Genomic DNA, 24,259 nt, shown 5'->3' on the forward strand with positions numbered 1-24,259 from the left:
CCCGACCATGGATACCGCCACTCATCCCTCTCCGAGCGATGCCGGGCTCGGCCCCACGACGCTCGTCTTCGCGGTCGCGAGCGTTGCCTGTCACGGCCTGGTTCGTCTCGCCGAGCGGACGCTCCCCGCGTTCCTCGCCGCCCTCGGATGGGGACCGATCGCCGCCGGCGTCGTGGCGACCGTCGGCCTGGCCGTCGCCGTCGGAATCGGCGGCCTCGGCCCGGGCGACTCCCTCCCGAGGGCGGCGGTCGCGGCGCTCGCGGCCCTCGGCCTCGTGGTGTGGGCCGGCGCGCCCGCCATCGACGGCCTCCTCGGCACGCCGCTGTCGGCGCTCGGGTGGCTCCTCGTCGGGGCCATGCTCCTCGCTGCCTGGAACGCCGACGGCGTGGTCGGCCCGGACGGCTCGGGGTTCGCGGCGACCGGAGCCCTCGCCGACACGGACGGCTCGAGGGGGGCCGGCGACGCCGGCCCGCTTCGCGACCCGCGGACCCGTCACCTCGCCGGCGCGGTCGGCACGGCCGGCGCGGCGGGCCTCGCGGCCGCGACCTTCGCGGGTACCGGCGCCGGCGCCGGCTTCCCGGTCCTGGCCGTCACCGGCGCGGTCTGTGGCCTGACGGCGGCGGTCGGCGCCGCCGGCCGCCGCCGGCCGGACGACCCCGACCGCGGGGACTCTCCCTCGCGAGCGGATCCCACGCCCGTGACGGGAGTTTCGGACGTAGCGGAGCTACGCCGCGAGTGGGAGTCGCTGCCCGCCGGCGTCCGCACGGCAACGGTCGGCGACGGGTTGGTCAGGGCAGCGACCTCGCTGGTGGCGCTCTCGCTTGTCCTCGTGGTCGATGCGGGCGTCTCGATCGCCCCCGGGCGCTCCCTCCCGCCGCTTTCGGCCTTCGCTCTGCTCGTCGGGGTCGAGTCCCTCGGCGCCCTCGCTGGCGTGGCCGCCACGCCCGCCATCGTCGAGCGGGCCGACCCCCGACGGATGCTTACCGGCGGTCTGGCCGTCCTCGCCGTGGTGCCGCTCTCCGTCGTCGCCGCCGGCCCGGACGTCGCCGTCCTCGGAGTCCTCTTCGCGCTGTTCGGCGCCCGAACGGCCCTCCGGCCGTTCCGGCCGACCCTCGGCGGGCGAGCGACGGCTCCCCCCGGGGCCGACGACGATCGCCGGACCGTCCCCCGAACGCCGCCGACGGTGCGCGGGGCGATCCGGGCGGCGCTGGTCCCCGCACCTCTGGCCGGCGGCGCCCTCTACGCTCTCAGCCCGGTCGTCGCGTTCGGCCTGGCGACGTCGCTCGGATTGCTCGGCGTCAGGGAACTCTCGAGGTCGGTCGGGTGATCGAGATGGAGGGGACCGATCCGGTGGGGACGATCGCCCGCCGCGAGGGGGGCACGGAGCCCGACTACCGCCGGATCGGCCGGCGGCACCTCCAGTTCGCGCTCGCGATGGGCGCGTGGGGCGGGCTCGACGCCCTCCTCTTGCGGACGGCGCTGATCGCGCCGGAACTCCTCCCGGCCCGGACCTACGACGCCCTCTTTACGACCCACGGGTTGACGATGCTGTTCCTGTTCGCGCTGCCGGCGATCTGGGGCTTCGCCTACGCGGTCGTGCCGGCAGCGGTCGGCGCCGACCGGCTCGCTTTCGCCCGCGCCGGCCGACTCGCCGTCCGGCTCCTTCCGGCGGCGGCCCTCGGGATCCGCGCCGGCGCGATCGGGCGCCTCCTCGGGCTCGAGGTCGCGCCCGTGGCGACCGGCTGGACGTTCTACCCGCCGCTCTCGACGCGGATGTCGAACCCGGCGGTCGATCTCGCCCTCGTCGGCCTCCTCGCAGTCGTCGCGAGCACCGTCCTCACCGCCGGCTGTCTCCTCGCGACCGTCCGACGCCGGCGCACGGTCCGGTGGCTCGATCTCGATCTCTTTACCTGGTCGGTCCTCACGGCCGCCGCGATGGCCGTCCTCTCGTTTCCCGTCCTCGCGGCCGCCGCCGTCTTCTTGCTCTCCGATCGCCTCCTCGCGACCGGCTTCTTTGCGGGTTCGACCGGATCGCCGCTGCTCTGGCAGCACCTCTTCTGGTTTTTCGCCCATCCGCTCGTCTACGTGCTCGTGCTCCCGCCGATGGGGATCGTGAGCCACGTCGTCGCCCGGTTTTCGGGTCGGCAACTCGTCGGACGACGGACGGCGATCTACGCGACCCTCGCGATCGGCGTCCTCTCCTTTACGGTCTGGGGCCACCACATGTTCGCGACCGGGATGGATCCCCGCGCCCGGATCGCGTTCATGTACGTCACGCTCGCGGTCGCGCTCCCGAGTTCGATCAAGGCCTTCGGCTGGCTCGCGACCCTGTGGCGGGGAACGGTTCGACTGACCGCGCCGATGGAGGCCTCGATCGCCGCGATCGGCTTCTTCACCGTCGGCGGGGTCACCGGCGTCGCCCTCGCCGCCGTCCCCCTCGGCGCGATCTACAATGGGACCCACTACGTCGTCGCCCACTTCCACTTCATGCTCGCGGGCTTCGTCGGGCTCGCCGTCCTCGCCGGCGCCTACTACTGGTTTCCCCTCCTGACTGGTCGGTGGTACGACCCGCGGCTCGCGGCGCTTCACCTCCGGCTCACCGCCGTCGGGATCGCGGTCGCGTTCGCCGCGTTGCTCGCGCTCGGTCTGGCTGGACTCCCTCGCAGGGCCGCGACCTACCCCGCCGCCTACGCGCCCTTACACCAGCTCGCGACCGTCGGCGCCGCCCTCGTCGCCGTCGGCCAGCTCCTCTTCGTCTGGAACCTCCTCCGCTCGGCGCGCTCGGGTCCGCCCGCGCCGGTCGATCCGTGGGCCGCCGACGGCGGACCCCGCCGAACCACGACCGAGTCCCCCTGACGTGTCGCGTCCGGAGCCGGCCGGGACGCGGGTTCGACCCCCGCACGCGACGCCCGAACCGGGCGGCTCGACTCCGTCGCCGTCGGCTTCGACCCCCGCTGGCACCCCTCTCCGCACGGCGTCGCCGCTGGAATCGCGTGCGACCTCGACCGCCCACGTCCATCACCCATGACAGCCACCACTGACGTCGCCATGATGTTGTTACAGCTCGTCGCGCTGACGATACCGTCGGTCGTCGTGTTAATCCAGATGCTGAGACGGTCCGAGAACCTGCCCTGGCGCCTCCGGAAGGTGAGCTTCGCGCTCGTGCTCTCGAGCATCGTGTTGTTGCTCGGCGGCGCGATCGCACTGCTCGCGTACTTTGCGCTGGCGCTTTCGTTGCCGCTGACGATGTACGTCGCGCTCGGGCTCGTGTTCGCCGGGCTCTGTCCGTTCACCGCGTTCATGGCCGTCCTCTATCGCGAACACCGCGCCGAGTTCGGCCCGTAGCCCGACCCCCACCGCATCCGGAACCGGCCGGGAGCGGGTTCGACCCCCGCATGCGGTCTCGGCGGTTCGACCGCCGACCTACCATGAGCAGACAGTATTCGGCCGGCGGTTCCACCGATCCGGCCCTCGAGAGCGTATCGTCACCACGACCGCTCGCGCCCCTGACGGGGTTCAAGCGGGATCAGCTGTTCGTCATCCGGATGCTCGCCGACCAGAACCCCCACGGAATCGTCATCAAGGGGGCGCTCGACGAGCACTACGATGACGAGATCAATCAGGGACGGTTCTACCAGAACCTGGGCGATCTCGTCGAGGACGGCTACGTCGAGAAACACCCGATCGACGGGCGCACCAACGCTTACCTGGTGAGCCCGGCCGGCGCCGACCGTCTGGAAGCCCACCACCAGTGGGAGCGTCGCTGTCTGGTGGCCGGCGGCGAGTAGCTATTCGATCTCCGTGGCGATCGTCCGCCACGCCGCTCGTCCCGACGGCTCCCCGAACATCCCCTTCCGACTCCGATACATGACTCCGACCCACGAACCGATCGACGAGACGCGAATAGGCAATCCGACCGACCCACGGAACGATTTCGCGGCCCGGGCACTACGGACGCTCCCGGTCCCCGAGAGCCTCCGAGCGAGGCTGCTCGGGCCGACACACGTCCAGCGGTTCACCGTACCCGTAGAGCGCGACGACGGAGACGTCGACCTGTTCCCGGGCTACCGCGTTCGCCACGACGACGCCCGCGGCCCGTTCCTCGGCCCCCACTGTTACCGGCCGGAGCTCGATGCCGGGACCTGTGCCGGGCTCGCGGCCGCCGGCACCTGGACGGCCGCCGTCGCGGGCGTCCCATTCGGCGGCGCGGCCGGCGGCGTCGCCGTCGATCCCACGGCGCTTTCGCGGGGCGAACGCAACCGACTCGGAGCCGCCTATGCCGAGCGAGTCGCCGACTCCGTCGGCCCCGACACCGACGTTCTCGCGCCCGGAGTCGGCGCCGACGCCCGGGCGATGGCCGGCCTCGCCGACGCCCTGCGCGAACACGCCGGCACCCCCCGGCGGACCGTCGTCGGGAAGCCGGCCGTCGTCGGCGGGCTCCGGGAACCGATCGCCGGGCGGGGGCTGACTCTCGCCGCACAGGAAGCCCTCGACGGGATGGGCCGCTCGCTTCCGGGCGCCGACGTCGCGGTGTACGGCTGTGACGGCCCGACGATCCCGGCCCGCTTCGACGCCTACGGAACGACCGTCGTGGCCGTCCGCGACCGCCACGGGGCGGCCGTCGCTCCCTCCGGGCTCGAGCCCGACCCCCCGAGTGCGGGCCTTCGGGGACCGACGCCCGCGGCGTACGACGGCACTGACGCCTCGCCCGAGGGCGTCCTCGGCTCCGAGGCCGACCTGCTCGTCGTCGCCGGCGGGGAGACGCTCTCAGCGCGGGCCGCCGAGCGCGTCGCCGCCGACGTCGTGATCGAGGGAACCTACCGCGGACTCACCCCCGCCGCCGAGCAGACCCTCGAGGAACGCGGGATCGAGGTCGTCCCGGACGTCCTCGCGACCGTCGGCGGGCTGATCGCGGCCCGCCTCGAGTGGGGCCGAAACGGCCGCGATCCCGACCCCGCCCGCGTCGATCGCGAGGTCGGCCACGCGGTCGTCGGGGCGTTCGACGAGGTCCGCCGGCGCCGGGAGGCAGACGGCTGTGGACGACGGGAGGCCGCCTACGCGCTCGCGGTCTCCCGGACCGTCGCCGCCCACGAGGTGGCTCGATGACCGCCGCCGACCGCGCACGGAAGCTCCTTCGATCGGTCCGGCGGACCCTCCCCGAGGGAGTGGGCCGGACGCTCGATCGGCTCCCCGTCGCGTTCGGTTGTGGCTGTTCGGACTGTGGGTGCTCCGGCGGAGGGTGTTCCGACTGTTCGTCTTCCGACCGTGGCGACCGCGAGGGCTGTACGGACTGTGGCGACTGCGAGGACTGCGGCGGCGGTGACGACGACTCGAACTCGATGCGCTCGGACGCCGAACCGATCGCCGACGGCGGCTGGGAGGTCGCCGACTCGCCCACCGACCGGGCCCTTCACGCCGTCGCCCACGCCGCCGACGCCCCCTACGCCTGTGGCGAGGGTGGCATCGTTCTCCGGCGGGGCGAGGGCTGGGAGACGGTCATCGAGCGGGGTCCGGGCGTCGCGGCGAACACCCTCCGAACCGTCGCCGCGACCGACGACGGCGACCGGATCTGGTTCGCGGGCGACAGCGGCGCGCTGGGCGTCTACGACGTCGCCGAGCCCTCGCTGGGCGACTACTCCGCCCCCGAGGAGAAGACGAGCACCTGGGAATCGATCGCCGTCACCGGGGAGGCGGGCGAGGAACGCCTCCGGATCGCCAACGGCTCCGGCGAGGTCCTTGAGGCGGCCTGCGAGAACGGCTGTCCGACCTGGGGCGAGGTCGTCGAGCCCGGCGGCGGCTCGACCCTGCCGGCGCTCGACGCCGACGAGGGCGCGTTCTACGCCGCCGACACCAGTGGCGGGGTCTACCGGAGTGACGGCGAGTGGGACCGGATCGGGATCGACAACGCCGAGGTGAACTTCTTCGACGTTCACGCGGGCGACGACGGTCGGCTCCTCGTCGCCGGCGCCGACGGAATCGCTTACGAGTACGATCCCGTCTGTCGCAACTGGACGCCCCAGTACGCCGGCGAGGGGGACCTCCGGGCGATCGACGCCTCCGACGGCCGGGTCGTCGCCGCCGCCACCGGCGGCCGCTGCTACGAGCGAACGAGCGGCATCGAGTGGAGAGCGATCGAGACCGGCACCGAGGAGAGCCTCGCCGACGTCGCGCTCGCCCCCGATGGCCCCGACATCGCCGTCGGCGCCGGCGGCACGATCCTCGAACGCTCGGACTGAGACCGGATCGCGCGGAAATCGCCTGCGACGCAGCGTGCTTCGACACCCATGATAGAGACATCGACGTTCACCGATCGCATCGCACTCGACGACCTCCCGATCGCCGCCACCGGCGTCTACGCGCTCACGGCCGTCCTCTGGCTTGCCGTGCTCGACGGCTGGCTCCCGATGGCGATGGCCGTCGTCGACGCCCCGATGACCGCCCCCGGAGTCCCCGAACTGATGGCGACCGAAAACGGGCTCTACGGCGTCGGCACCTACCTTCTCATGTGGGGAGCGATGATGATGGCGATGATGCTCCCCTCGGCGGTGCCGGTCGTCCGGCGTTACCGGCGGGCCGCCTGTGGCTCCCCCCGGCGGACTGCGATTGCCGTCGCGGGCTTTCTCGGGGCCTACGCACTCGTCTGGACCCTCGTCGGGGTCGTTCCCCTGGCGACCGACGCCCTCGTCTCGATCCACGGGGTCGCGACCACTGCCGGCCGGCCATTCGTCGCGGGCCTCTTCCTCCTGGCCGGTGCCTTCCAGCTGTCCGCGCGGAAACGACGGTTCCTGTCGCGCTGTCGGGCGCCCGACGGCACCCTCTGTTCGTCGCCCGTCCAGGGCGTCAAACACGGCGTCGCCCACGCCGCTGGCTGCGTCGGCTGCACCTGGGCGCTGTTCGCGCTGATGGTCGGCCTGGGCTCGATGAACGCCGTCGTCATGCTCGCGATCACTCTGGTCGTCTCGATCGAACGGCTCTCGCCGAACGGCGAGGAGATCGCCGGCGCGACCGGAGTCGTCCTCCTCGCCGCCGGGGTCCTGACCCTCGCGGTCGGCGGCCCGCTGGTCCCATGACGGCCGAGTACGAACTCGCCGCCGACGGGCTCGGCTGCCCGCGCTGCGAGGCCCTTATAGAGCGCGAACTCGGCGGCCTCGCCGTCGTCTCCGCCGCGAGCGCCGACGCGGACGCCGGGCGGATCCGGGTCCATGCTGCCGCCGGCGCGGACGGATCGATCGCCGGAACCGTTCGCGCGCTCGGCTATCCCGTGACCGGCTGGCGGCGGCGACCCGGCTGACGCACGGTTCGTCCGTCGACGACACTCTGCCCGGAACCGTCCCCCGAAAACCCCTGTGTCCTGAAGATCCGACACCACCGCCGATACCTATGTCAACGAACGCACGACCCGCTCCCATCGACCGACAGCACGAATCGAACGAACGAGCCGATGCTCTCTTGGACCCGATTTCGAGCGTCATCGAACGGGTCGCCGACCTGATCGCTCCGGGCGCGAACGGAGGCGATGACGACGCCAACGATGACGACGCCGACGATGACGGCGACGAGGACGATGCGGACGAAGACGGTGACGCGGACGGGGACGATTGATCGCCAGTCGTCCGGGCGCCGGTAGGGCCACCGAGCCGACGAATCAACCCAGTCTTCCCATCGAGGCCGGTGTCCGACCGTGACGTCTCGCCGAACCAAACGACGCGTTCACGTCCTCCTCACCGTCGGCAAGGGCGGCCGTCTCGCGCGGGCGATCGACTGGCTGATCGTCGGGTTGATCGTCCTCAACGTGGTCGCCGTCGTCCTCGCGACGGTCGATAGCGTCTTCGAGCGCTATCGGTCGGTGTTCTACGCGTTCGAGATCGTCTCGATCGGGGTCTTCACCCTCGAGTACGGCCTTCGGATCTGGTCGGCGACGGCGGTTCCGGAGTACTCGTCGCCGATCACCGGACGGCTCCGGTTTGGGACCCGTCCGCACCTCCTGATCGACCTGTTCGCGATCGTTCCCTTCTACGTCGGGACCGTCGTCTTCGCGTTCGATCTCCGGGTGCTCCGGGCGCTCCGGCTGTTCCGGTTTCTCCGGCTGTTGAAACTCGTCCGGTACTCGGAGGCGATGCAACGCTTCGGCCGGGTCGCCCACAGGAAACGCGACGACCTGCTGCTTGCGATCACCGGCTCGTCGGTCCTGCTGGTCGTCGCCTCGAGCCTGATGTACTTCGTCGAACGGGACGCCCAGCCGGAGACGTTCTCGAGCATCCCAGCGACGCTCTGGTGGGGCGTCGTGACGCTCACCACCGTCGCGTACGGCAACACCTACCCCGTTACACCCGCCGGGAAGGTGCTGGGCGGGCTCGTCGCCGTCCTCGGCGTCGGCCTGTTCGCCCTGCCGGCCAGCATCCTCGCGTCGGGGTTCATCGAGGACGACGCCGACCCGCGACGGTGTCCCCACTGCGGGGAATCCCTCGGGACGGACCTGCCCGGCCACGAACGGTAGCAGCCCTCCGGCGTCCGCTCTCGATCCCACGCGTGGTCGAACGGAGCCCTGGCGGTCGTCTCCGGGAGTTCGAGCCGACGATTCGACCTGTGGTTTTACCTCGGTGACCGTCGTACTCGTCCCGATGACGTGGCGTGCTCTCGCCGAACTCCGGCCGTCGCTCGAGGCGACCAAGGGGCTGTTGTTCCCGTTTTCGCTCCGTCGGTGGCTCGCACTCGGGGTGATCGCCTTCTTCGTGTCGGGCGCCAGCGGCGCGAATCCCAACCTCTCCATGACTGGCGGGGGGACGTCCGAGGAGTCCCCGGCCGTCGACTCGGCGCCGATCGACGGGGTGGCGACCCTCTCCGACGCCGAGATCGTCCTGGCTCTCCTCATCGTCGGCCTCGCCGTCGCGATCGGGCTCGCCCTGCTGCTGGTCGGTGCGATCATGGAGTTCGTCTTCGTTCGGGTGGCTACCGAGCGCGACGTCCGCATCCGCGGCTACGTCGGGGAGAACGTCTCCCGTGGTACCTCGCTGTTTCTCTTCCGGCTCGGGATCGTCTTCGTCCTCCTGGCGCTGTTCGTGGCCCCCGTTCTCGCCGCGTTCGTGCTGTCTCCGGTGTTCGTGGTTCTCGTGGTTCTCCTCGTCCCGGGTTTTCTCCTGGCCGGCATCGGTCTGTGGCTCGTGTTGCGGTTTACGGCAGACTTCATCGTGCCGGTGATGGTCGTCGAGGACCTCGGGGTCCTTGCGGGCTGGCGTGCGTTCTGGCCGGCGCTCGTCGACGACTGGAAGCAGTACGGGGTGTACGCCGTCGCGCGCCTTCTCCTCGGGATCGGTGCGGGCGTTCTCGCCGGCCTCGGGTTCGTCGCGGTCGGACTCGCGCTCCTCGTCCCGTTCGGGCTCGTCGGGGCGGTCGTCTACCTGGTGTTCGGCGTACTGGCCGGTGTCACGTGGCTCGCCGTCGCCTCGCTCGTCGTCCTCGCTGCCCTCTACGCTCTCGCTGTCCTCGTGTCGGGCGTCACGTGCGTCCAGGTCCCGATCCAGACCTACCTCCGGTACTACTCGCTTTTCGTCCTCGGGAGCGTCACGCCCCGGTTCGACGTGGTCGAGGCGGTTCGATCCGAGGTCGGCGACCCTGCCGGGGACCGATCCCCGACTGACGGCCGGTAGTTATCCGCTCGGCCGTGGTACACGCCGACATGCCCGACTCGAGACCGAACGTGTTGTTGATGCACGCCCATGACCTCGGCCGGCATCTCGGGTGTTACGGCGTCGATATCGAGACTCCCCGGATCGACGCGCTCGCGAGCGAGGGCGCACTGTTCGAGCGACAGTTCGCGAGCGCGCCCCAGTGTTCGCCGAGTCGGGGAAGCCTCATGACCGGGCGAGCCCCACACGTAAACGGGTTGATGGGGCTCGCCCACGGGGACTGGGAGCTCCACGACGACGAGCGGATCCTCCCGCAGTACCTAAGCGACGCCGGCTACGAGACGCATCTGTTTGGCCTCCAGCACATCTCCCAGGACACCGACCGGCTCGGATACGACCACGTCCACTCCGAGGGGAACCTCTACCCCGGGGTTTCGCCCACGGTCCACCAGGCCAACCGAGGGCGCAACGTCGCGTCGGTCGTCGAGTCGTTCCTCGCGAAATCGGCGTACGAGGCCCCCTTTTTCGCGTCGGTCGGCTTCTTCGAGTGCCACCGGGTCGAGGAGCGAAACGGCCGATACGGGTTCGACGCTGGCTACTACCGGGCCGACGACCCGGAGTCGGTCCGACCGCTCCCCTATCTCCCCGATCGCCGGGGGATCAGACACGATCTCGGGGAGATGCACGGGATGGTGTACGCGCTGGACGAGGCGGTCGGGAGCGTCCTCGACGCGCTCGCCCGCGCCGGTCTCGTTGAGGAGACCCTCGTGGTCTTCACCACCGAACACGGCATCGCCTTCCCGCGTGCGAAAGGCACCTGCTACGATGCCGGGATCGAGGCCGCACTTGCGATTCGCTACCCGGGCGTCGTCGATGCCGGCCGGCGCTACGACGACCTGGTGAGCAACGTCGATGTCCTGCCCACAATCCTCGAACTCGTCGGCGCAAACCGCCCGGCGGGGCTCGACGGTCGGAGTATCGCGGGCCTGATCGCTGACGGCGTCGGGGGGTACGACGAGCGCGACCGGATCTTCGCGGAGATGACCTGGCACGACACGTACAACCCGGTCCGTGCGATCAGGACCGACCGCTACAAGTACATCAGGAACTTCTGGCATCTCCCGACGGTCTATCTGCCGGCGGACGTGTTCGCGAGTGAGTCCGGCCGTGAGGTTCGCGAAGCGTATGGACTTCCCTCCAGACCGTATGAGGAGTTGTATGACCTCCGGGACGCGCCCCGTGAGGACGATAACGTTGCCCACGAACCTCGCTATCGGGACATCAGGCGCGAGCTCTCCGCGCAACTCCATGAGTGGATGAATGGGACCGATGATCCGCTTCTCGACGGCCCTGTCATTCCGGGCGATTACGATGAGATCCACTCGTGGCCACACAACGAGCCGTGACGGCTTACGCAAGGCCCGCGGGCCGTCCTCCGCGGTCACACCCCCGGTTTTAGGCCTCCCGGTAGCGTTCGGGGAGGTAGGGGACGACGGGCGGGGGCGCCAGCCCGGCGAGGTGTTCGGCGAGCGCCGCCAGCGGCTTCCGAAACAGGGTGTAGACGGCGGAGACGGCCACGAGCGCGACCGCGAGCGCGGCGGCCGGATCGGCGCCCGCGGCGACGAGGACCCCGCCGGCGAGCCCCGCGAGCCCGAGGTCCTCGAGCGCACCGTCGTACCGGACCCAGCGCCGCGGCCGGAGCCAACGGCCGTGATAGTGGCTGTAGACGGCCCGCTCCGAGCCCGCTTCCCACGGCCGCAACTCGAGGCCGCCGCCGGCGGCGTCGGTCGCGGCGTGGAGTGCGGCGGCGGCAAGCCCGACGGCGAGGCCGACCGTCGCCGCCGACGGCGCGAGGAGCGCGACGGCGACTGCCGGAACCACGACGATCGGTCCGTAGATCGGGTAGTGAAGCGTCTTCCGGTGGCCCGTATAGAGGTCGAGATCGGGCGCCAGGCCGCCGAGGAACCCGGCGACGAACGCCACCGGTGCGAACTCCGGGGCGGTCGCGAGGACCGGGAGGGCAAGCGCCATGCCCCAGAGGGCGTGTGTCGTCGCCATCATCGTACTTGCCGTAGCGACCGGAGGGATAAATCGCTTTCCCGGCCCCGTCCCCGGGAACGGTTGACCACCGCGATCGGGCTCCTGGCGAGCCACGTTGGACCGTCGCCGCGGCCGTTCGACGACCTTCGTATCCGTAGCCAATCGGGCATCGGAGTTCGGATTCCAAAGCGATTCCGGGGATATATCCCGGTCGGAGACGTATCGCGTCCCATGCGAGAGCTCGACGGAACCGACATGGAGATCCTGGGACTGCTCGCCGAGGACGCCAGGCGGCCGTTCAGCGAGATCGCCGAGCGGGTCGGCCTCTCGGGGCCGGCCGTCTCGGATCGCGTCGACCGGCTCAAGCAGGCGGGCGTCATCAACGGGTTCACCGTCGACGTCGACCACTCACAGCTCCGGGCCGGCGTTCCGGTGTTCGTCCGAGTTTCGGGGGCGAGTGAGGCCCTCGAGGACCTTCGAGCGCGCGTCGGCGACGCCGACGCAGTCGAACACGTGTTCGTCACCGCCGACGGCGGGCTCTGGTTCTACGCCCGCGCCCAGGTCGGGAACGTCCGCCAGTGGCTCGACGGACTGATCGGCGACGGTACCGGCGGCGCCGCCGGGATCGACTACACCGTGACGCTGATCGACGACGCCGAGTGGCGCCCCTCGCTGGAGGGCGCCGAGTTCGCGCTGACCTGCGCCGAATGTGGCAACACCGTCGACAGCGAGGGCGAGTCGACCACCATCGACGGTCAGGCCTACCACTTCTGCTGTCCGTCCTGTCGGGGCCGGTTCGAGGAGCGATACAACCGCCTTGAGGAAGGGGCGTGACCGGTTGGGATCGAAGCGGTGGCGGATCGCTTGGATTTCTAAAGAACGGGCTCCGGGTTGCTTTCGATCGCGACCGGAAAGCCAGGTAAACGTCCGTCCCGTAGGGACTCCCAATGAGTCACCGAACGACCCGCCTCGAAATCCGGGGGATGAGCTGTGCGAACTGCTCGCAGACGGTGACCGAGGCCGTCGAAGCTCTCGATGGGGTTTCGGCGGCGGACGTCAATTACGCCACCGATGAGGGTAGCGTCGAGTACGACCCCGAGGCGGCGTCGCTCGGGGAGATCTACGACGCGATCGACGACGCCGGCTACGGCGCCGCGAGCGCCACCGCGTCGATCGGGATCACCGACATGACGTGTGCGAACTGCGCCGACACCAACGAGGAGGCCCTCGAGTCGGTTCCCGGGGTCATCGACGCCGAGGTGAACTACGCGACCGACGAGGCCCAGGTCGCGTACAACCCCGCCGACGTCTCGCGGTCGGCACTCTACGAGGCGATCGAGGACGCGGGCTACACGCCCGTCCGCGACGACGGTGACGGCGCCGAGGGCGGCAAGGAGTCCGACCGGGAGCGCCGGGACGCGGCCCGCCAGGCGGAGATCGACAAACAGCGCCGGCTGACGTTATTCGGGGCGGCACTGTCGGCGCCGTTCCTCCTCTTTCTGACCGATCGGTTCCTGCTCGGCGGGACCGTCTTCCCCGAGACCGTTTTCGGGATCGAGTTCGAGTGGATCGGCTTCCTGCTCGCGACGCCCGTCCAGCTCGTCCTGGGCCGACCGTTCTACGTCAACTCCTACAAGGCTCTCGTCAGGAACCGCCGGGCGAACATGGACGTGCTCATCGCGCTCGGCTCCTCGACGGCGTACCTCTACAGCGTCGCCGTCCTGCTCGGGCTGGTCGCCGGCGAGACGTACTTCGACACCGCGGCGCTGATCCTCGTGTTCATCACCCTCGGGAACTACCTCGAGGCCCGCTCGAAGGGCCGGGCCGGCGACGCGCTCCGAAAACTCCTCGAGATGGAAGCCGAAACGGCCACCGTCGTCTCCGAGGACGGCACCGAGCGGGAGGTGCCCGTCGAGGAGGTCGCGGTCGGTGACCGGATGAAGGTCCGACCCGGTGAGAAGGTCCCGACCGACGGCGTCGTCGTCGACGGCCGGTCGGCGGTCGACGAGTCGATGGTGACCGGCGAGTCCGTCCCCGTCGAGAAAGGGGAGGGCGACGAGGTGATCGGCTCGACGATCAACGAGAACGGCGTCCTTGTCGTCGAGGCGACGAACGTCGGCGCGGACACGGCCCTTCAGGGGATCGTCCGGACGGTCAAGGAGGCCCAGTCGCGCCAGCCCGAGATCCAGAACCTCGCCGACCGGATTTCGGCGTACTTCGTCCCCGCGGTGATCGCCAACGCCGTCTTCTGGGGGGCGGTCTGGTTTCTGTTCCCGGAGGCGCTGGCCGGCTTCGTCGACTGGCTCCCGCTGTGGGGCCAGGTCGCCGGCGGGCCGGGCGTTGCGGGCGGTTCGATCTCGGTGTTCGAGTTCGCGATCGTCGTCTTCGCCTCGGCGGTGCTGATCGCCTGCCCCTGCGCGCTCGGGCTCGCGACGCCCGCGGCGACGATGGTCGGGACCGCGATCGGCGCGCAAAACGGCGTCCTGTTCAAAGGTGGCGACGTCTTGGAGCGCGCCAAGGACGTCGACACGGTCGTCTTCGACAAGACCGGGACGCTCACCGAGGGCGAGATGGAATTGACCGACGTGGTCGTCCTCGGCGGATCGGGGGCTCCACACGCCGACGGCGGCGAGACGGCTGCCGACGGCGGGGTGGTGGCCTCCGACGCCTCCCGGAATCGGCTCTCCGAGGACGACGTGCTTCGCCTCGCGGCGACGGCCGAGTGCAACAGCGAACATCCCCTCGCACGGGCGATCGTCGAGGGAGCCCGCGACCGCGGGCTCGAGATCGGCGAGCCCGAGGACTTCGAGAACGTCCCCGGAAAGGGCGTTCGGGCCACTGTCGGCGGCTGGGAGCCGCGTAGCGGCTCCGGAGGGGCGAGCGGTGAGCGCAGCGAGCCGAGAGCCGTCGAGGTGCTCGTCGGCAATCGGAAACTCCTCCGGGACGGTGGCATCGACCCCGCACCCGCCGCGGAGACGATGGAACGCCTCGAGTCCGAGGGGAAGACCGCGATGCTCGTCGGGCGGGTTCCCGAGGGCGACGGCGAGGGCGAGCTCGTCGGGGTCGTCGCCGACGCCGACACCCTCAAGGAGAGCGCGGGCGAGGCGGTCGCCGCCCTCGCCGAGCGGGGCCTCGACGTGATGATGATCACCGGCGACAACGAACGGACCGCCCACGCGGTCGCCGACCGGGTCGGCATCGACCCCGCGAACGTTCGCGCGGAGGTCCTTCCCGAAGACAAGTCCGACGCGGTCGAGGCGATCCAGGCTGAGGGCCGCCAGGCGATGATGGTCGGCGACGGCGTCAACGACGCGCCCGCTCTCGCCGTGGCCCACGTCGGGACCGCGATCGGCTCCGGGACCGACGTCGCCATCGAGGCGGCCGACGTGACGCTGATGCGCGACGACCCGGTCGACGTCCTGCGGGCGATCCGGATCTCCGAGGCGACCCTTCAGAAGATCAAGCAGAACCTCGTCTGGGCGCTCGGCTACAACACGACGCTCATCCCGCTTGCCTCCCTCGGCCTGCTCCAGCCCGTCCTCGCCGCCGCGGCGATGGCGTTCTCGAGTGTCTCCGTGCTTTCGAACAGCCTGCTGTTCCGCCGGTACGTGCCCGATCACGACTACGAGCTGCTCGGGTTCTTGCGGTGAGTGGCCGGTCGGCTCCCGTTCGGGGCGACGCTCATCCGGTTCCCTCGCCGATTCCGGTTTGGCGCCGCGTCAGCGATCGCGACGGAGAACGGTCACGAGCGCCTCGAGGAGATCCGCGAGCTGTCGGGGGAGCACGAACCGCTCGCGGACGCGTTTCCGTCCGTTGGCGCCGAACGCCGCTCGTTGGTCCTCGTTCTCGAGAAGCGCCACGAGGGAGGTAGCAACGCCCGGGACGTCCTCGGGACCGACGAGGTAGCCGTTTCGCCCGTGCTCGATCTGGAGCGGGATGCCGCCGACGGTCGAGCCGACGACGGGCGTGCGCTTCCAGAGCGCCTCCGAGACGACGAGGCCGAACCCCTCGCGCAACGACTTCTGGACGACGACGTCGGCCTCCCGCTGGAGGACGTTTACCCTCATATCGGGGAGGTCGGTCAGGACGTGGACGTCCGGATCGTCGGCCGCCGTCCGGGCGACCCGTTCGTAGATCTCCACTCCTTCGGGATCGTCGCCGGCCATCCCGCCTGCCAACACGAGCTGGAGTCCCGATACCTGCTCTCGAGCCAGGCGAAACGCCTCCAGGGTGCCGAACTGGTCCTTCCAGGGGTCGAACCGCGAGACCTGTGCCACGATTGGGTCGTCGAACGAGATGGGGGCCATCCGATCGCGCTCGGCGGTGGCCGTCCCCTCGTCTACCGCCCGGTTCTTCTCCGCCAGCGGGTCGATCGAGGGGTGGACGACGCTCGTCGACGGCGCCTCGACGTTCGCTTCGTACGCAGACCGGCTGACGATCGCGTGATCGAACCGGCGGACGTAGTCGGAGACGAACGCGAGGTACTCCGGGAGGGGATCGGTGAGGTCGACGTGACACCGCCAGACGAACGCCGCCGCCGGCAGCCGATCCTCGAGTCGATCGAGCATCCCGAGGGGCTGGGGATCGTGGAGCACGACGAGGTCGTACCTCCCGTCGATCTCGGCCGCGTTTCGTTCCGTCACGGCCCTGTACGTCGATTTCATCGCCTCCGTGAGCGGGTCCCCGCTCCCCTGGAGCCCGTTGTGGATCGCCTTGGTCGCCTCGAAGAATTCGTCGGTTGCGTCCATGACGAGCCAGTCGGACCGAACGCCGAGGTCCCGACAGACCGGCACGATCGATCGGAGCAGTTCCGCGACGCCGCCGCCGGTCGCCGTCGAACTGACGTGGAGGATTCCGACCTCCGACAGGGGTTTTGCGAGCGTTCGCAGTCGCTCCGGCCACTCGGGGTCCGTTATAGCGGCATACGTCTCGACCGATCGATCGGGGAGCGGTGGAGTGTGCATCGTTCGTCCGTGATCCGTATTCCGGTCGGGAGATATCCGGTGGGGGAGAGTCGCGTCTCAGTCCCTGCTCGAGCGCTCGTCGTAGGCGGGCGGTCGGATGGCGTGACTGACGCCGGTCCACGACTCGGCCTCGAACTCGTACATCCGGGTTTCACCCCGATCGCTCGCCGTCCGGATCAGCTCCGGCTGCCACGTCGGGGTCTGCGACGCCGGAAGTTCCGACCGCTCCTCGGCCGACAGCCGTCGAATCGGGCCGCGGAGGAGAACGCTTCGCCAGTGAAACATCGTCTCGGCGCTGTAGACGAGAACGGTACAGACGTCGGCACGGTCCGCGAGTTCGGATTTCCGGCTCTCCTCGCCGACGAGAAACGAGAAGTACAGCCGTCTCCCCCCGTCGTACCCGAACGACATCGGGAGGAGATACGGTGGCCCCGATGCGGGGAGCCCGAGAATCCCCACGCTTCGTACCGAGAGGAACCGTTCGATGGCCTCGTCGTCCATCCGCTCGATCCCGTACGTGCCGAGTTCATCGACGGTCATCCCACCCCCGATGTACGGGACCGATTCCCATAAACCATACACGGAGACCGGCGTGCCGGCGATCCCGTTCGGTATCGGCCTCGATCGCAGCGTCGGCGCTTTCCCTGCTTAACTGCTCTCTCCGAAGCCTGGACGCCGATCATCCCCAATAGGCGCCCTTTCCTAGGCAATCAAACAGCGCGATTCATCCCAGGAAGGTCCCGCAACCACGACTAGAAAATCCGCGAAGCAGGTTCCGACGACGCAGTAGCCGATCCCGACGGTCAACAGGACCATCGAACTCCCCATCAACAAGTGGCACCGACGTTGGGCCTTCGGTTACATGCGTCCTCCCATCACAATCTCCCTTAAATACCTCCGTCCCGCGAACGAGGATCGTCAGTAAACGGGATCGATCCCCGCCTCGCGACCTCGACCGTTCTCCGCGGTGGAAAGCACGGAGGTCGTTTCCGTACTCGAGAGCGGGCGCACCTCCCTCGGCATCCGTTCCGGGATCGTGAACGACGTACGGCTGGCAGTATCGGCGAAAACGGACTGTCTCGCCGGCGTCGAATGGCCTTTAGGATCGCCGGGGTCGAACTCCCCAGGCGATGAACTTCGACGAGTTCACGGGCCAGGTGCAACACCGACTCGAGCTCCAGGACACGGGCCGTGCAGTCCGGGCAATACGGGCAACGCTCATGACTCTCGGCGAACGGATCCCGGAGGGAAACGCCGAGGACTTCGCCGCCAACCTCCCCATCGAGATCAAGTGGTACATGACCGGCGCGGTCGCCGAGCACGGCCAGCGCTTCGACTGGCGGGAGTTCGTCTCACGGGTCGGCGAGATCGAGGGCGAGGGCGTTGATGGGGCCGAGGCCGCCTTCCACGCGCGAGTGATCATCGATCTGATCGAGGGGCTGGTCCCGCCCTCGGACTTCCAGCAGTTGCGCGACCAGCTTCCCGAGGGCCGCGAGGACGAGAACTGGGGAAAACTGTTCGAGATGGTCGACGGCGGCGGCTGGACCGAACCCGGTGACTCGCAGGTCTAAGGCGGTTCCTGACCCGCTTCCGACAGCCGCTACTGCGAGGGAACCTCCGTTCGTCCCGTCAGCGTCTCGGGCTCGAGGAGGAAGTACCGGAACGTGACCTCGGTCCGGGGGCGGTCGAAGATTTCGACGATCGGGATATCGATCGCCCACATCCCCTGGATCGCGGTGGATTCGTACGGCGAGTCCGAGATTTCCTCTAGCTGGCCGGTTGCGACGACGCTTTGCCAGCCACTGTCGGTTTCGTCGTGGACAACGAACGAGACGTGGCGAGGAACCAACTCTGCTTTCCGGCTCTCCTGTGGAGATGAGAGCTGGAAGTACAACGCCTCGATGTCCGCGTTGTAGCCATAAGAAACGGGGATCGAGACTGGCGGCTCGTCGGCCTCGGTGGCAAACGAGATGACTCCCGTTCCGCCCCGGCCGAGGAACTCGTCGATCTCCTCCTTGTTCATCCGGTTCCAGTTGGACATACGGGCCGAGACGATCGCCGTGGGGAAAGAACCCCGTTACGACGAGTCCGACTGTCCTCTCGGCGTGGATTTCGGGACCGGTGTGGTCCCGGTGCGAGTCCATTCGGCGGTCCCGCTACGGCCCCCACTGCAGGGCGCTCCCTCAGTGGTCGACCGGGAACGCGATCTCGGTCGTCGCCTTGTACTCGACGATCTCGCCGTCCTCGACGTCGGCGGTCCATCGCTCGACGTTGAGCCCGGAGATGTCGTCGATCGTCTGGCTCGCCTCGGCGAACGCCTCCTGGGCCGCTTCTTCCCACGACTCTTCTGACGTTCCCATCACGCGGATGACTTTGACTGCTGGCATGGCAGGGCTCGTACCACCCTCCCGCCCATAACCCTTGTTCAGGGCGCGGTGGCAGTCCCCACGACCGAACGGATCCGCGCCGGGCGACCCCGACCATCGTTAAGATAGCTCCCGTGGACGGCCCGCATATGGCCGGCCCGCCCCCGATCGAGACCGCGGCGCTGACGAAGTACTACGGGGACGTCCGCGGTGTCGAGGACCTCACGCTCGCGATCGAGCGCGGCGAGATATTCGGCTTTCTCGGCCCGAACGGCGCCGGAAAGTCGACGCTGATCCGAATCCTCCTCGGGTTCCTCCGGCCGACCGGCGGGGACGCATATCTACTCGGCTGGGACGTGACCGACAGGGGGGAGCTCCGGGAGGCAAAGCGACGGGTCGGTTACCTGCCCAGCGACGTCACGTTCTACGAGCGGGCCACGGGTCGAGAGGTCCTCGCGTACTTCGGTCGCCTGCGCGGCGACGACCGCCGCGAGGAACTCCTCGAGCGGTTCCCGGTCCCGATCGATCGCCCCGTCGACGCCTACTCCAGCGGGAACAGACAGAAACTCGCCATCGTAGCGGCGTTCATGCACGACCCCGACCTCGCGATCATGGACGAGCCGACCGCGGGCCTGGACCCGCTCGTCCAGAACGAGTTCTACGAGTTCCTCGAGGCCCGCCGGGGGCGCGGGAAGACGAGCTTCTTCTCCTCGCACGTCTTGAGCGAGGTCCGCCGGGTCTGCGATCGCGTCGGGATCATCAGGAACGGCGAGTTGATCGCGCTCGACGCCATCTCGGACGTCCTCGCCGAGAGCGGGATGGTCGTCACTGTCTCGCTGGCCGAATCCCCGCCGCCGTCGGCCCTCGAGACGCCCGGGACGACGAGCGTCGAGCGCACGCCGGAGGGCTACCACCTCGTGCTCTCCCGGGAGTTCGACGCCCTGATCGATCGGCTCGACGAGTATACCGTCCTCGACCTGGAGGTCCGCGAGGCCTCCCTCGAGGACGTGTTCATGCACTTCTACGAGGGCGGGGAACCCGCCTGACGAGCGAACGACCGGTCACCGCCTGCGCCACCACCAGATCGCCGCGAGCGCGAGGACGGCTCCGACGGCGACGAACGGTGCGAGGGACTCGGCCCCGCCGTCCTCTTCCTCGACGATCCGCACTGCGACGGGGGTCGGCTCGGCGGTGATCCGGTCGCCAGATTCCGTGGTGTACGTAAGCGAGACCGAGGCGCTCCCGGTCGTCTCGACCGCATCCTCGTCAGTCTCGATCGGGAAGCGCGCCGACCCGGACTCGCCCGGCTCGAGGGTGCCGACGGCGGCTGCCGCGGGCCTGCTCGACACCGGCGGCGCGGTCTCGATCGTCGCGACGACGTCCGTCGCCGTCTCCTCGCCGTCGTTCCGGACGGCGACCTCGTAGGTCGCACTGCCGTCGGCGGGGACGCTGTCGTTCGTCGCCGTGAGTTCGAACTCGAGTCCCTCTCCGATTTCGACGCTCAAGGGACGGGGGCCGCCCGCGACGGCAGTCGCGTCACCGTCGCCCATTTCGTACTGGAGGGTCGCGAGGACGGGATACGACCCCGGCTCGACGTCCGCGGCGCCGATGTCGACCCCCACGGCGGTCGTCTCGCCGGCCGAAAGGTTCCCTACGTAGCGCGTTCGCGTTGCCAGGGGCTCGGCGGGCGAGCCGAAGAACACCGACGGATCCATCGACCGGAGTTCGACGACGATATCGGTCACCTCGTCGTCGTCATCGGTGTTTCGCACCTCGAGGGTTGCCGTTGCGACCCCGTCGGCGGGGATGGTGTGGTTGTCGGCCAGCGAGACGGTCAGGTTCTCATCGGGGCCGAACGCCGGAATCGGTGATCCGTCCTCTCTCCTCTCCCCCGGAATAGGGGCCCTTTCTTCGGGCTCGAGCGGAACGACCGGTTCGGTCGGACCCGACGGATCCGTTTGCTCGCCCGGATCCACCTGATCATCGTCCTCGGTGCCGTCCGCGGTCGTCCCGTTGTCCGATTCGGAGGTGCCCTCGCTTTCGTTATCGGCCGGGTCGGGCGGCTCCTCGGGGTCGTCCTGGCGGGCGTCAGCGGGTCCCGCGGGGGCGAGTTCGGAACCGGCGGCGCCGGCGATCGTCCCGACGGCGAGGACGAGTACCAGGACGGCGATCACTCCCCTCCTCGAGGGGGGCGGTCGGTCCCCCCGGGACGCTCCGCTGGGCCACATCCTCGCCGAGGAGGAGGGGACGGACGATAAACGAGGCCGACCGTTTCGCCCTGTAGACCCGGGTTACCGGGCACCGGGGCCTCCGACACCCACGCCCTATAAGCGACGGGTCCGCGTCGGGACCACGGGGATCGAATGCTCGAGATCACCTCCTTCGAGACCGGCCGGCGGGTCCGCGGAACCGCGCTCCTCTCGGCGGCGTTGCTCGCCCTGATCGCGCTCACGGTCGGGCTGTTCCCGTCGATCCAGGAGGCCGGGGTCGACTTCGACGCCTACCTCGAGTCGCTCCCCCCGGAGGCGACACGGGCGTTCGTCGGGAACGTGACGACAATCACGACGATCGAGGGCTACCTCGTCTCACAGCTCTACCAGTTCGGGTGGGTGCTGTTGCTCGCGATCTACGCCGCCTACGCCGCCGCATCGGTCGTCGCGGGGGAGGTCGAACGCGGAACCGCCGAGATGACGCTCTCGCTTCCGGTCACGCGGGCCCGCTTCGTCGTCGGGAAGTTCCTCTCGCTGGTCCCGGTCGTTGTCGTCGTCAACGCGGTCACGTTCCTCGGGGTGTACGTCGGCGTCTCGCTTGTCGGGGAGTCGGTCGACGCGATCGACCTGTTCGCCGTCCACGCCTTCGCGGTGGTCTACCTCCTCGCGTGTGCAGCCGTGGGGCTGTGTGCGTCGGTCACGACCGGGTCGGTCCGCCGGGCACAGACGATCGGCGCGGGAACGGTCTTCGGTGCTTTCCTGCTCGACACCTTTACCTTCGACACGGAGTACGACTGGCTCGGTGACGCCGCCCCCTCGCGGTATTTCGATCCCGGCGCGATCCTCGCCGACGGCGAGATCGCGTGGGGCGACCTCTCGGTGCTCGTTGCCGCCACCGTCGTCCTCGTCATGCTTGCCGGGGAGTACTTCGAGCGGCGCGATCTCGCAGACTGAACGCGAAATCTATCAGCGACGGTGGCTGTGCAACCGGGATTAATGGGCCAGTCCGTCATACGGTACCGGGGATGACCGCGATCTCGATGGAGGGCGTGAGCAAGTACTTCGACGCCGGGAACACCGTCGCGAACTACCGGCTCGAGCTCGAGGTCGCAGACGGGGAGTTCGTGGTGTTGCTCGGTCCCTCGGGCTGTGGGAAGACGACCGCGCTCCGGCTGATCGCGGGCCTGGAACGGCCCTCGGAGGGGGCGATCTACTTCGACGGCGAGCGGGTCGACGACCGCTCGCCCAGCGACCGGAACGTCGCGATGGTGTTTCAGAACTACGCGCTGTACCCGCACATGACCGTCGCGGGCAACATCGAGTACCCGCTCAAAGTGCGGGGTATTCCGCCCGACGATCGCGACGAGCGCATAGCCGACGTCACCCGCCTGCTCCACATCGAGGACCAGGTCGGGAAGTCCCCGGCGGAGCTTTCGGGCGGACAGCGCCAGCGGGTGGCTCTCGCACGCGCGATCGTTCGCGAGCCCTCCGTATTCTTGCTCGACGAACCGCTGTCGAATCTCGACGCCAAACTCCGCCAGGAGATGCGAAGCGAACTCAAGCGCCTCCAGAACGAGCTCGCGATCACGACGGTCTACGTGACCCACAACCAGGAGGAGGCGATGGCGATGGCCGACACCGTCGTCGTCATGAATCGGGGGACGATCCGCCAGGTCGCGCCGCCCGAGGAGCTCTACGACCGTCCGCGGACGGGCTGGGTCGCCCGCTTCATCGGCTCGCCGCCGATGAACCTGATGGACGGCACCCGGCGGAACGGCTCGGTCGATCTGGCCGAGGCCGGCACCGTCCGATTCCCGGGAGCGCCCGGAAACGGGGACGGAACCGTCTCGCTCGGCGTCCGCCCGGAGGATCTCTCGGTGTCGGCCGAGCCGCCGCCGGCCGGAAACGCGATCGAGGGCGTCGTTGACACCGTCGAACCGATGGGCGAGTACGTCCTCGTCAATGTCACGGTAGGAGGTCGGGTCGTGAGCGCGAAGGTGGCCGACACTGACCTCGAACGCGAGGATCGGGTCTTCCTCACCTTCGAGGACGACGACGCCTACCTCTACGACGAGAACGACGAGCTGATCGCCCCCACATGAGCCTCCGAGACCACATCGGCGACTACCGGCCCGCCCCCGAGGAAACACGGAGTATCGACCGCGAGAAGGCCGTCGTGTTGGCGATGTTTCTGGTGCCGGGACTGACGCTGTTCGGGATCTTCTCGGTCGGGCCGATCGCCTACTCCGCCGTCGGGAGCGTCTTCTCCTGGGAGGGGTTCACGATCGGGCAGTTCACCGGGCTCGACAACTGGATACGGACCTTTCGAGACCCGCTGTTTATCAACTGGAGAAACATCACCGAGATGCAGTTTCCGATGGGCGCGCTCGCCCAGAACCTGCTGTGGGTGGTGATCCACGTGCCGGTGAGCACGTTGTTGGGCCTCGGGTTGGCGCTTCTTTTCGCCGATCTGACGGGCCGGCGGATCCTCCGGTCGATGGTGTTTCTGGGTTTTACGGTCCCGACGATCGTCATCGGGCTCGTCCTCCTGTTCGTCTACGACCCGCAGGCGGGCGTGTTCAACGCTGTGCTCCGGGCGGTTGGCGCCGAGGGACTCGTCCGCAACTGGACTCAGGCCCCCCAGCTCGCCATCTTCGCGCTCATCGCCGGCGGGATCTGGGTCCAGACCGGGTTCAGCATGCTGCTGTACAGCTCGGCGCTGTCGGCGATCGACCCCTCCCTCATCGAGTCCGCGAAGGTCGACGGCGCTGGCCCCTACCGCCGGTTTCGGGACATCATTTGGCCGCTCGTCAGGCCCGTCACTGCTGTCGTCGTCATCATGGGGATCATCTGGGTGATGCGGGTCTTCGACATCGTGTACGCCGCCGGGGGATCAGCGGGCGGGCCGGGCCACGTCTACTCCGTACTGGGAATCGAGGTCTACCGGGCCGCCTTCGAGGCGCCGATCGACTACGGGAAAGCGATGGTGGTCGCGCTGGTCCAACTCCTGATCGTCGCCCCGCTCGCGCTCTACATCGCGCGAATGAACTGAG

General features: G+C 69.2%; 25 protein-coding genes. 19 read left to right on the forward strand and 6 right to left on the reverse strand.

The genetic code is table 11. From position 1 onward, the window contains the following. Positions 1-7 precede the first annotated feature (7 nt). From DVH23_RS04555 to DVH23_RS04610, 12 genes are all read left to right on the forward strand, one after another. On the forward strand, positions 8-1,327 hold the full coding sequence (locus DVH23_RS04555) for a transporter (protein ID WP_114576240.1): 1,320 nt from the start codon (positions 8-10) through the stop codon (positions 1,325-1,327). A 5-nt stretch (positions 1,328-1,332) separates the two neighbouring features. Next, positions 1,333-2,856, forward strand: coding sequence for a cbb3-type cytochrome c oxidase subunit I (locus DVH23_RS04560; RefSeq protein ID WP_114576331.1), 1,524 nt, complete (start codon positions 1,333-1,335; stop codon positions 2,854-2,856). Positions 2,857-3,024: 168 nt separating this feature from the next. Beyond that, the gene (locus DVH23_RS04565) at positions 3,025-3,345 is read left to right on the forward strand and encodes a hypothetical protein (protein WP_114576241.1); all 321 of its coding nucleotides are present in this window, start codon (positions 3,025-3,027) and stop codon (positions 3,343-3,345) included. An 83-nt stretch (positions 3,346-3,428) separates the two neighbouring features. Then, on the forward strand, positions 3,429-3,788 hold the full coding sequence (locus tag DVH23_RS04570) for a PadR family transcriptional regulator (RefSeq protein WP_114576242.1): 360 nt from the start codon (positions 3,429-3,431) through the stop codon (positions 3,786-3,788). A 13-nt stretch (positions 3,789-3,801) separates the two neighbouring features. Then, on the forward strand, positions 3,802-5,106 hold the full coding sequence (locus DVH23_RS04575) for a Glu/Leu/Phe/Val dehydrogenase (protein ID WP_114576243.1): 1,305 nt from the start codon (positions 3,802-3,804) through the stop codon (positions 5,104-5,106). Further along, positions 5,103-6,236: a hypothetical protein gene (locus DVH23_RS04580; protein WP_198667835.1), complete on the forward strand. Its 1,134-nt coding sequence runs from the start codon at positions 5,103-5,105 to the stop codon at positions 6,234-6,236. The genes DVH23_RS04575 and DVH23_RS04580 overlap by 4 nt, the downstream gene beginning before the upstream one ends. A gap of 48 nt (positions 6,237-6,284) precedes the next feature. After that, positions 6,285-7,070 carry a DUF2182 domain-containing protein gene (locus DVH23_RS04585; protein ID WP_114576244.1) on the forward strand — a complete coding sequence of 262 codons (786 nt, stop codon included), beginning with the start codon at positions 6,285-6,287 and terminating at the stop codon, positions 7,068-7,070. Continuing rightward, a complete protein-coding gene (locus DVH23_RS04590) occupies positions 7,067-7,291 on the forward strand; it encodes a cation transporter (protein ID WP_114576245.1) in 225 nt (74 codons plus the stop codon). Before DVH23_RS04585 ends, DVH23_RS04590 begins: the two co-directional genes overlap by 4 nt. A 158-nt stretch (positions 7,292-7,449) precedes the next feature. Then, complete coding sequence (locus DVH23_RS04595; RefSeq protein ID WP_232833699.1) at positions 7,450-7,602, forward strand: hypothetical protein; 153 nt, start codon at positions 7,450-7,452, stop codon at positions 7,600-7,602. 79 nt (positions 7,603-7,681) lie between these two features. Further along, positions 7,682-8,497 carry a potassium channel family protein gene (locus DVH23_RS04600; protein ID WP_198667836.1) on the forward strand — a complete coding sequence of 272 codons (816 nt, stop codon included), beginning with the start codon at positions 7,682-7,684 and terminating at the stop codon, positions 8,495-8,497. A 124-nt stretch (positions 8,498-8,621) separates the two neighbouring features. Then, entirely contained in the window at positions 8,622-9,647 is a 1,026-nt protein-coding gene (locus tag DVH23_RS04605; protein ID WP_114576334.1) for a hypothetical protein, read from the forward strand. 29 nt (positions 9,648-9,676) lie between these two features. Continuing rightward, positions 9,677-11,032, forward strand: a complete 1,356-nt coding sequence (locus DVH23_RS04610) for a sulfatase (RefSeq protein ID WP_114576247.1) — start codon at positions 9,677-9,679, stop codon at positions 11,030-11,032. A gap of 49 nt (positions 11,033-11,081) precedes the next feature. Here DVH23_RS04610 and DVH23_RS04615 read toward each other — a convergent pair whose 3' ends face one another. After that, positions 11,082-11,687: a metal-dependent hydrolase gene (locus DVH23_RS04615; RefSeq protein ID WP_198667837.1), complete on the reverse strand. Its 606-nt coding sequence runs from the start codon at positions 11,685-11,687 to the stop codon at positions 11,082-11,084. A gap of 210 nt (positions 11,688-11,897) precedes the next feature. On the opposite strand from DVH23_RS04615, the gene DVH23_RS04620 reads away from it, so the two are divergent. Both DVH23_RS04620 and DVH23_RS04625 read left to right on the forward strand, forming a co-directional pair. Continuing rightward, on the forward strand, positions 11,898-12,500 hold the full coding sequence (locus DVH23_RS04620) for an AsnC family transcriptional regulator (RefSeq protein WP_114576248.1): 603 nt from the start codon (positions 11,898-11,900) through the stop codon (positions 12,498-12,500). Positions 12,501-12,613: 113 nt separating this feature from the next. Continuing rightward, entirely contained in the window at positions 12,614-15,316 is a 2,703-nt protein-coding gene (locus DVH23_RS04625) for a heavy metal translocating P-type ATPase (RefSeq protein WP_114576249.1), read from the forward strand. 69 nt (positions 15,317-15,385) lie between these two features. Here the strand turns inward: DVH23_RS04625 and DVH23_RS04630 are convergent, their stop codons facing one another. After that, positions 15,386-16,630, reverse strand: coding sequence for a glycosyltransferase (locus tag DVH23_RS04630; protein ID WP_114576250.1), 1,245 nt, complete (start codon positions 16,628-16,630; stop codon positions 15,386-15,388). Positions 16,631-16,687: 57 nt separating this feature from the next. Further along, positions 16,688-17,170, reverse strand: coding sequence for a pyridoxamine 5'-phosphate oxidase family protein (locus DVH23_RS04635; protein WP_114576251.1), 483 nt, complete (start codon positions 17,168-17,170; stop codon positions 16,688-16,690). Between the two features lie 590 nt (positions 17,171-17,760). Between DVH23_RS04635 and DVH23_RS04640 the strand changes: the two genes are divergently transcribed. Beyond that, positions 17,761-18,201, forward strand: a complete 441-nt coding sequence (locus tag DVH23_RS04640) for a DUF2267 domain-containing protein (protein ID WP_114576252.1) — start codon at positions 17,761-17,763, stop codon at positions 18,199-18,201. 29 nt (positions 18,202-18,230) lie between these two features. On the opposite strand, the gene DVH23_RS04645 is transcribed toward DVH23_RS04640, so the two are convergent. Both DVH23_RS04645 and DVH23_RS04650 read right to left on the reverse strand, forming a co-directional pair. Beyond that, the gene (locus DVH23_RS04645) at positions 18,231-18,671 is read right to left on the reverse strand and encodes a pyridoxamine 5'-phosphate oxidase family protein (RefSeq protein WP_114576253.1); all 441 of its coding nucleotides are present in this window, start codon (positions 18,669-18,671) and stop codon (positions 18,231-18,233) included. A 142-nt stretch (positions 18,672-18,813) separates the two neighbouring features. Next, a complete protein-coding gene (locus DVH23_RS04650) occupies positions 18,814-19,017 on the reverse strand; it encodes a dodecin family protein (RefSeq protein ID WP_114576254.1) in 204 nt (67 codons plus the stop codon). 128 nt (positions 19,018-19,145) lie between these two features. Between DVH23_RS04650 and DVH23_RS04655 the strand changes: the two genes are divergently transcribed. Beyond that, positions 19,146-20,042, forward strand: coding sequence for an ABC transporter ATP-binding protein (locus tag DVH23_RS04655; RefSeq protein WP_114576255.1), 897 nt, complete (start codon positions 19,146-19,148; stop codon positions 20,040-20,042). Positions 20,043-20,057: 15 nt separating this feature from the next. On the opposite strand, the gene DVH23_RS04660 is transcribed toward DVH23_RS04655, so the two are convergent. Further along, positions 20,058-21,170 carry a hypothetical protein gene (locus tag DVH23_RS04660; protein ID WP_114576256.1) on the reverse strand — a complete coding sequence of 371 codons (1,113 nt, stop codon included), beginning with the start codon at positions 21,168-21,170 and terminating at the stop codon, positions 20,058-20,060. A 189-nt stretch (positions 21,171-21,359) separates the two neighbouring features. Here DVH23_RS04660 and DVH23_RS04665 point away from each other — a divergent pair, with 189 nt between their 5' ends. From DVH23_RS04665 to DVH23_RS04675, 3 genes are all read left to right on the forward strand, one after another. Beyond that, the gene (locus tag DVH23_RS04665; protein WP_114576257.1) at positions 21,360-22,160 is read left to right on the forward strand and encodes an ABC transporter permease; all 801 of its coding nucleotides are present in this window, start codon (positions 21,360-21,362) and stop codon (positions 22,158-22,160) included. Positions 22,161-22,246: 86 nt separating this feature from the next. Beyond that, complete coding sequence (locus tag DVH23_RS04670; RefSeq protein WP_114576336.1) at positions 22,247-23,308, forward strand: ABC transporter ATP-binding protein; 1,062 nt, start codon at positions 22,247-22,249, stop codon at positions 23,306-23,308. After that, on the forward strand, positions 23,305-24,258 hold the full coding sequence (locus DVH23_RS04675; RefSeq protein ID WP_114576258.1) for a carbohydrate ABC transporter permease: 954 nt from the start codon (positions 23,305-23,307) through the stop codon (positions 24,256-24,258). Before DVH23_RS04670 ends, DVH23_RS04675 begins: the two co-directional genes overlap by 4 nt. Position 24,259: the final 1 nt, after the last annotated feature.

Origin of the sequence: Saliphagus sp. LR7, assembly GCF_003344565.1 — an archaeon.
Lineage (GTDB): Archaea > Halobacteriota > Halobacteria > Halobacteriales > Natrialbaceae > Saliphagus > Saliphagus infecundisoli.

Excerpts from the sequence above, each read along its gene's own strand:
- DVH23_RS04640 (WP_114576252.1), top strand. The coding sequence starts at position 17,761 with ATGAACTTCGACGAGTTCACGGGCCAGGTGCAACACCGACTCGAGCTC.
- DVH23_RS04555 (WP_114576240.1), top strand. The coding sequence starts at position 8 with ATGGATACCGCCACTCATCCCTCTCCGAGCGATGCCGGGCTCGGCCCC.
- DVH23_RS04615 (WP_198667837.1), bottom strand. The coding sequence starts at position 11,687 with ATGATGGCGACGACACACGCCCTCTGGGGCATGGCGCTTGCCCTCCCG.
- DVH23_RS04605 (WP_114576334.1), top strand. The coding sequence starts at position 8,622 with ATGACGTGGCGTGCTCTCGCCGAACTCCGGCCGTCGCTCGAGGCGACC.
- DVH23_RS04655 (WP_114576255.1), top strand. The coding sequence starts at position 19,146 with ATGGCCGGCCCGCCCCCGATCGAGACCGCGGCGCTGACGAAGTACTAC.
- DVH23_RS04675 (WP_114576258.1), top strand. The coding sequence starts at position 23,305 with ATGAGCCTCCGAGACCACATCGGCGACTACCGGCCCGCCCCCGAGGAA.
- DVH23_RS04585 (WP_114576244.1), top strand. The coding sequence starts at position 6,285 with ATGATAGAGACATCGACGTTCACCGATCGCATCGCACTCGACGACCTC.
- DVH23_RS04665 (WP_114576257.1), top strand. The coding sequence starts at position 21,360 with ATGCTCGAGATCACCTCCTTCGAGACCGGCCGGCGGGTCCGCGGAACC.
- DVH23_RS04590 (WP_114576245.1), top strand. The coding sequence starts at position 7,067 with ATGACGGCCGAGTACGAACTCGCCGCCGACGGGCTCGGCTGCCCGCGC.
- DVH23_RS04570 (WP_114576242.1), top strand. The coding sequence starts at position 3,429 with ATGAGCAGACAGTATTCGGCCGGCGGTTCCACCGATCCGGCCCTCGAG.
- DVH23_RS04565 (WP_114576241.1), top strand. The coding sequence starts at position 3,025 with ATGACAGCCACCACTGACGTCGCCATGATGTTGTTACAGCTCGTCGCG.
- DVH23_RS04635 (WP_114576251.1), bottom strand. The coding sequence starts at position 17,170 with ATGACCGTCGATGAACTCGGCACGTACGGGATCGAGCGGATGGACGAC.
- DVH23_RS04610 (WP_114576247.1), top strand. The coding sequence starts at position 9,677 with ATGCCCGACTCGAGACCGAACGTGTTGTTGATGCACGCCCATGACCTC.
- DVH23_RS04580 (WP_198667835.1), top strand. The coding sequence starts at position 5,103 with ATGACCGCCGCCGACCGCGCACGGAAGCTCCTTCGATCGGTCCGGCGG.
- DVH23_RS04645 (WP_114576253.1), bottom strand. The coding sequence starts at position 18,671 with ATGTCCAACTGGAACCGGATGAACAAGGAGGAGATCGACGAGTTCCTC.
- DVH23_RS04670 (WP_114576336.1), top strand. The coding sequence starts at position 22,247 with ATGGAGGGCGTGAGCAAGTACTTCGACGCCGGGAACACCGTCGCGAAC.
- DVH23_RS04630 (WP_114576250.1), bottom strand. The coding sequence starts at position 16,630 with ATGCACACTCCACCGCTCCCCGATCGATCGGTCGAGACGTATGCCGCT.
- DVH23_RS04560 (WP_114576331.1), top strand. The coding sequence starts at position 1,333 with ATGGAGGGGACCGATCCGGTGGGGACGATCGCCCGCCGCGAGGGGGGC.
- DVH23_RS04625 (WP_114576249.1), top strand. The coding sequence starts at position 12,614 with ATGAGTCACCGAACGACCCGCCTCGAAATCCGGGGGATGAGCTGTGCG.
- DVH23_RS04650 (WP_114576254.1), bottom strand. The coding sequence starts at position 19,017 with ATGCCAGCAGTCAAAGTCATCCGCGTGATGGGAACGTCAGAAGAGTCG.
- DVH23_RS04620 (WP_114576248.1), top strand. The coding sequence starts at position 11,898 with ATGCGAGAGCTCGACGGAACCGACATGGAGATCCTGGGACTGCTCGCC.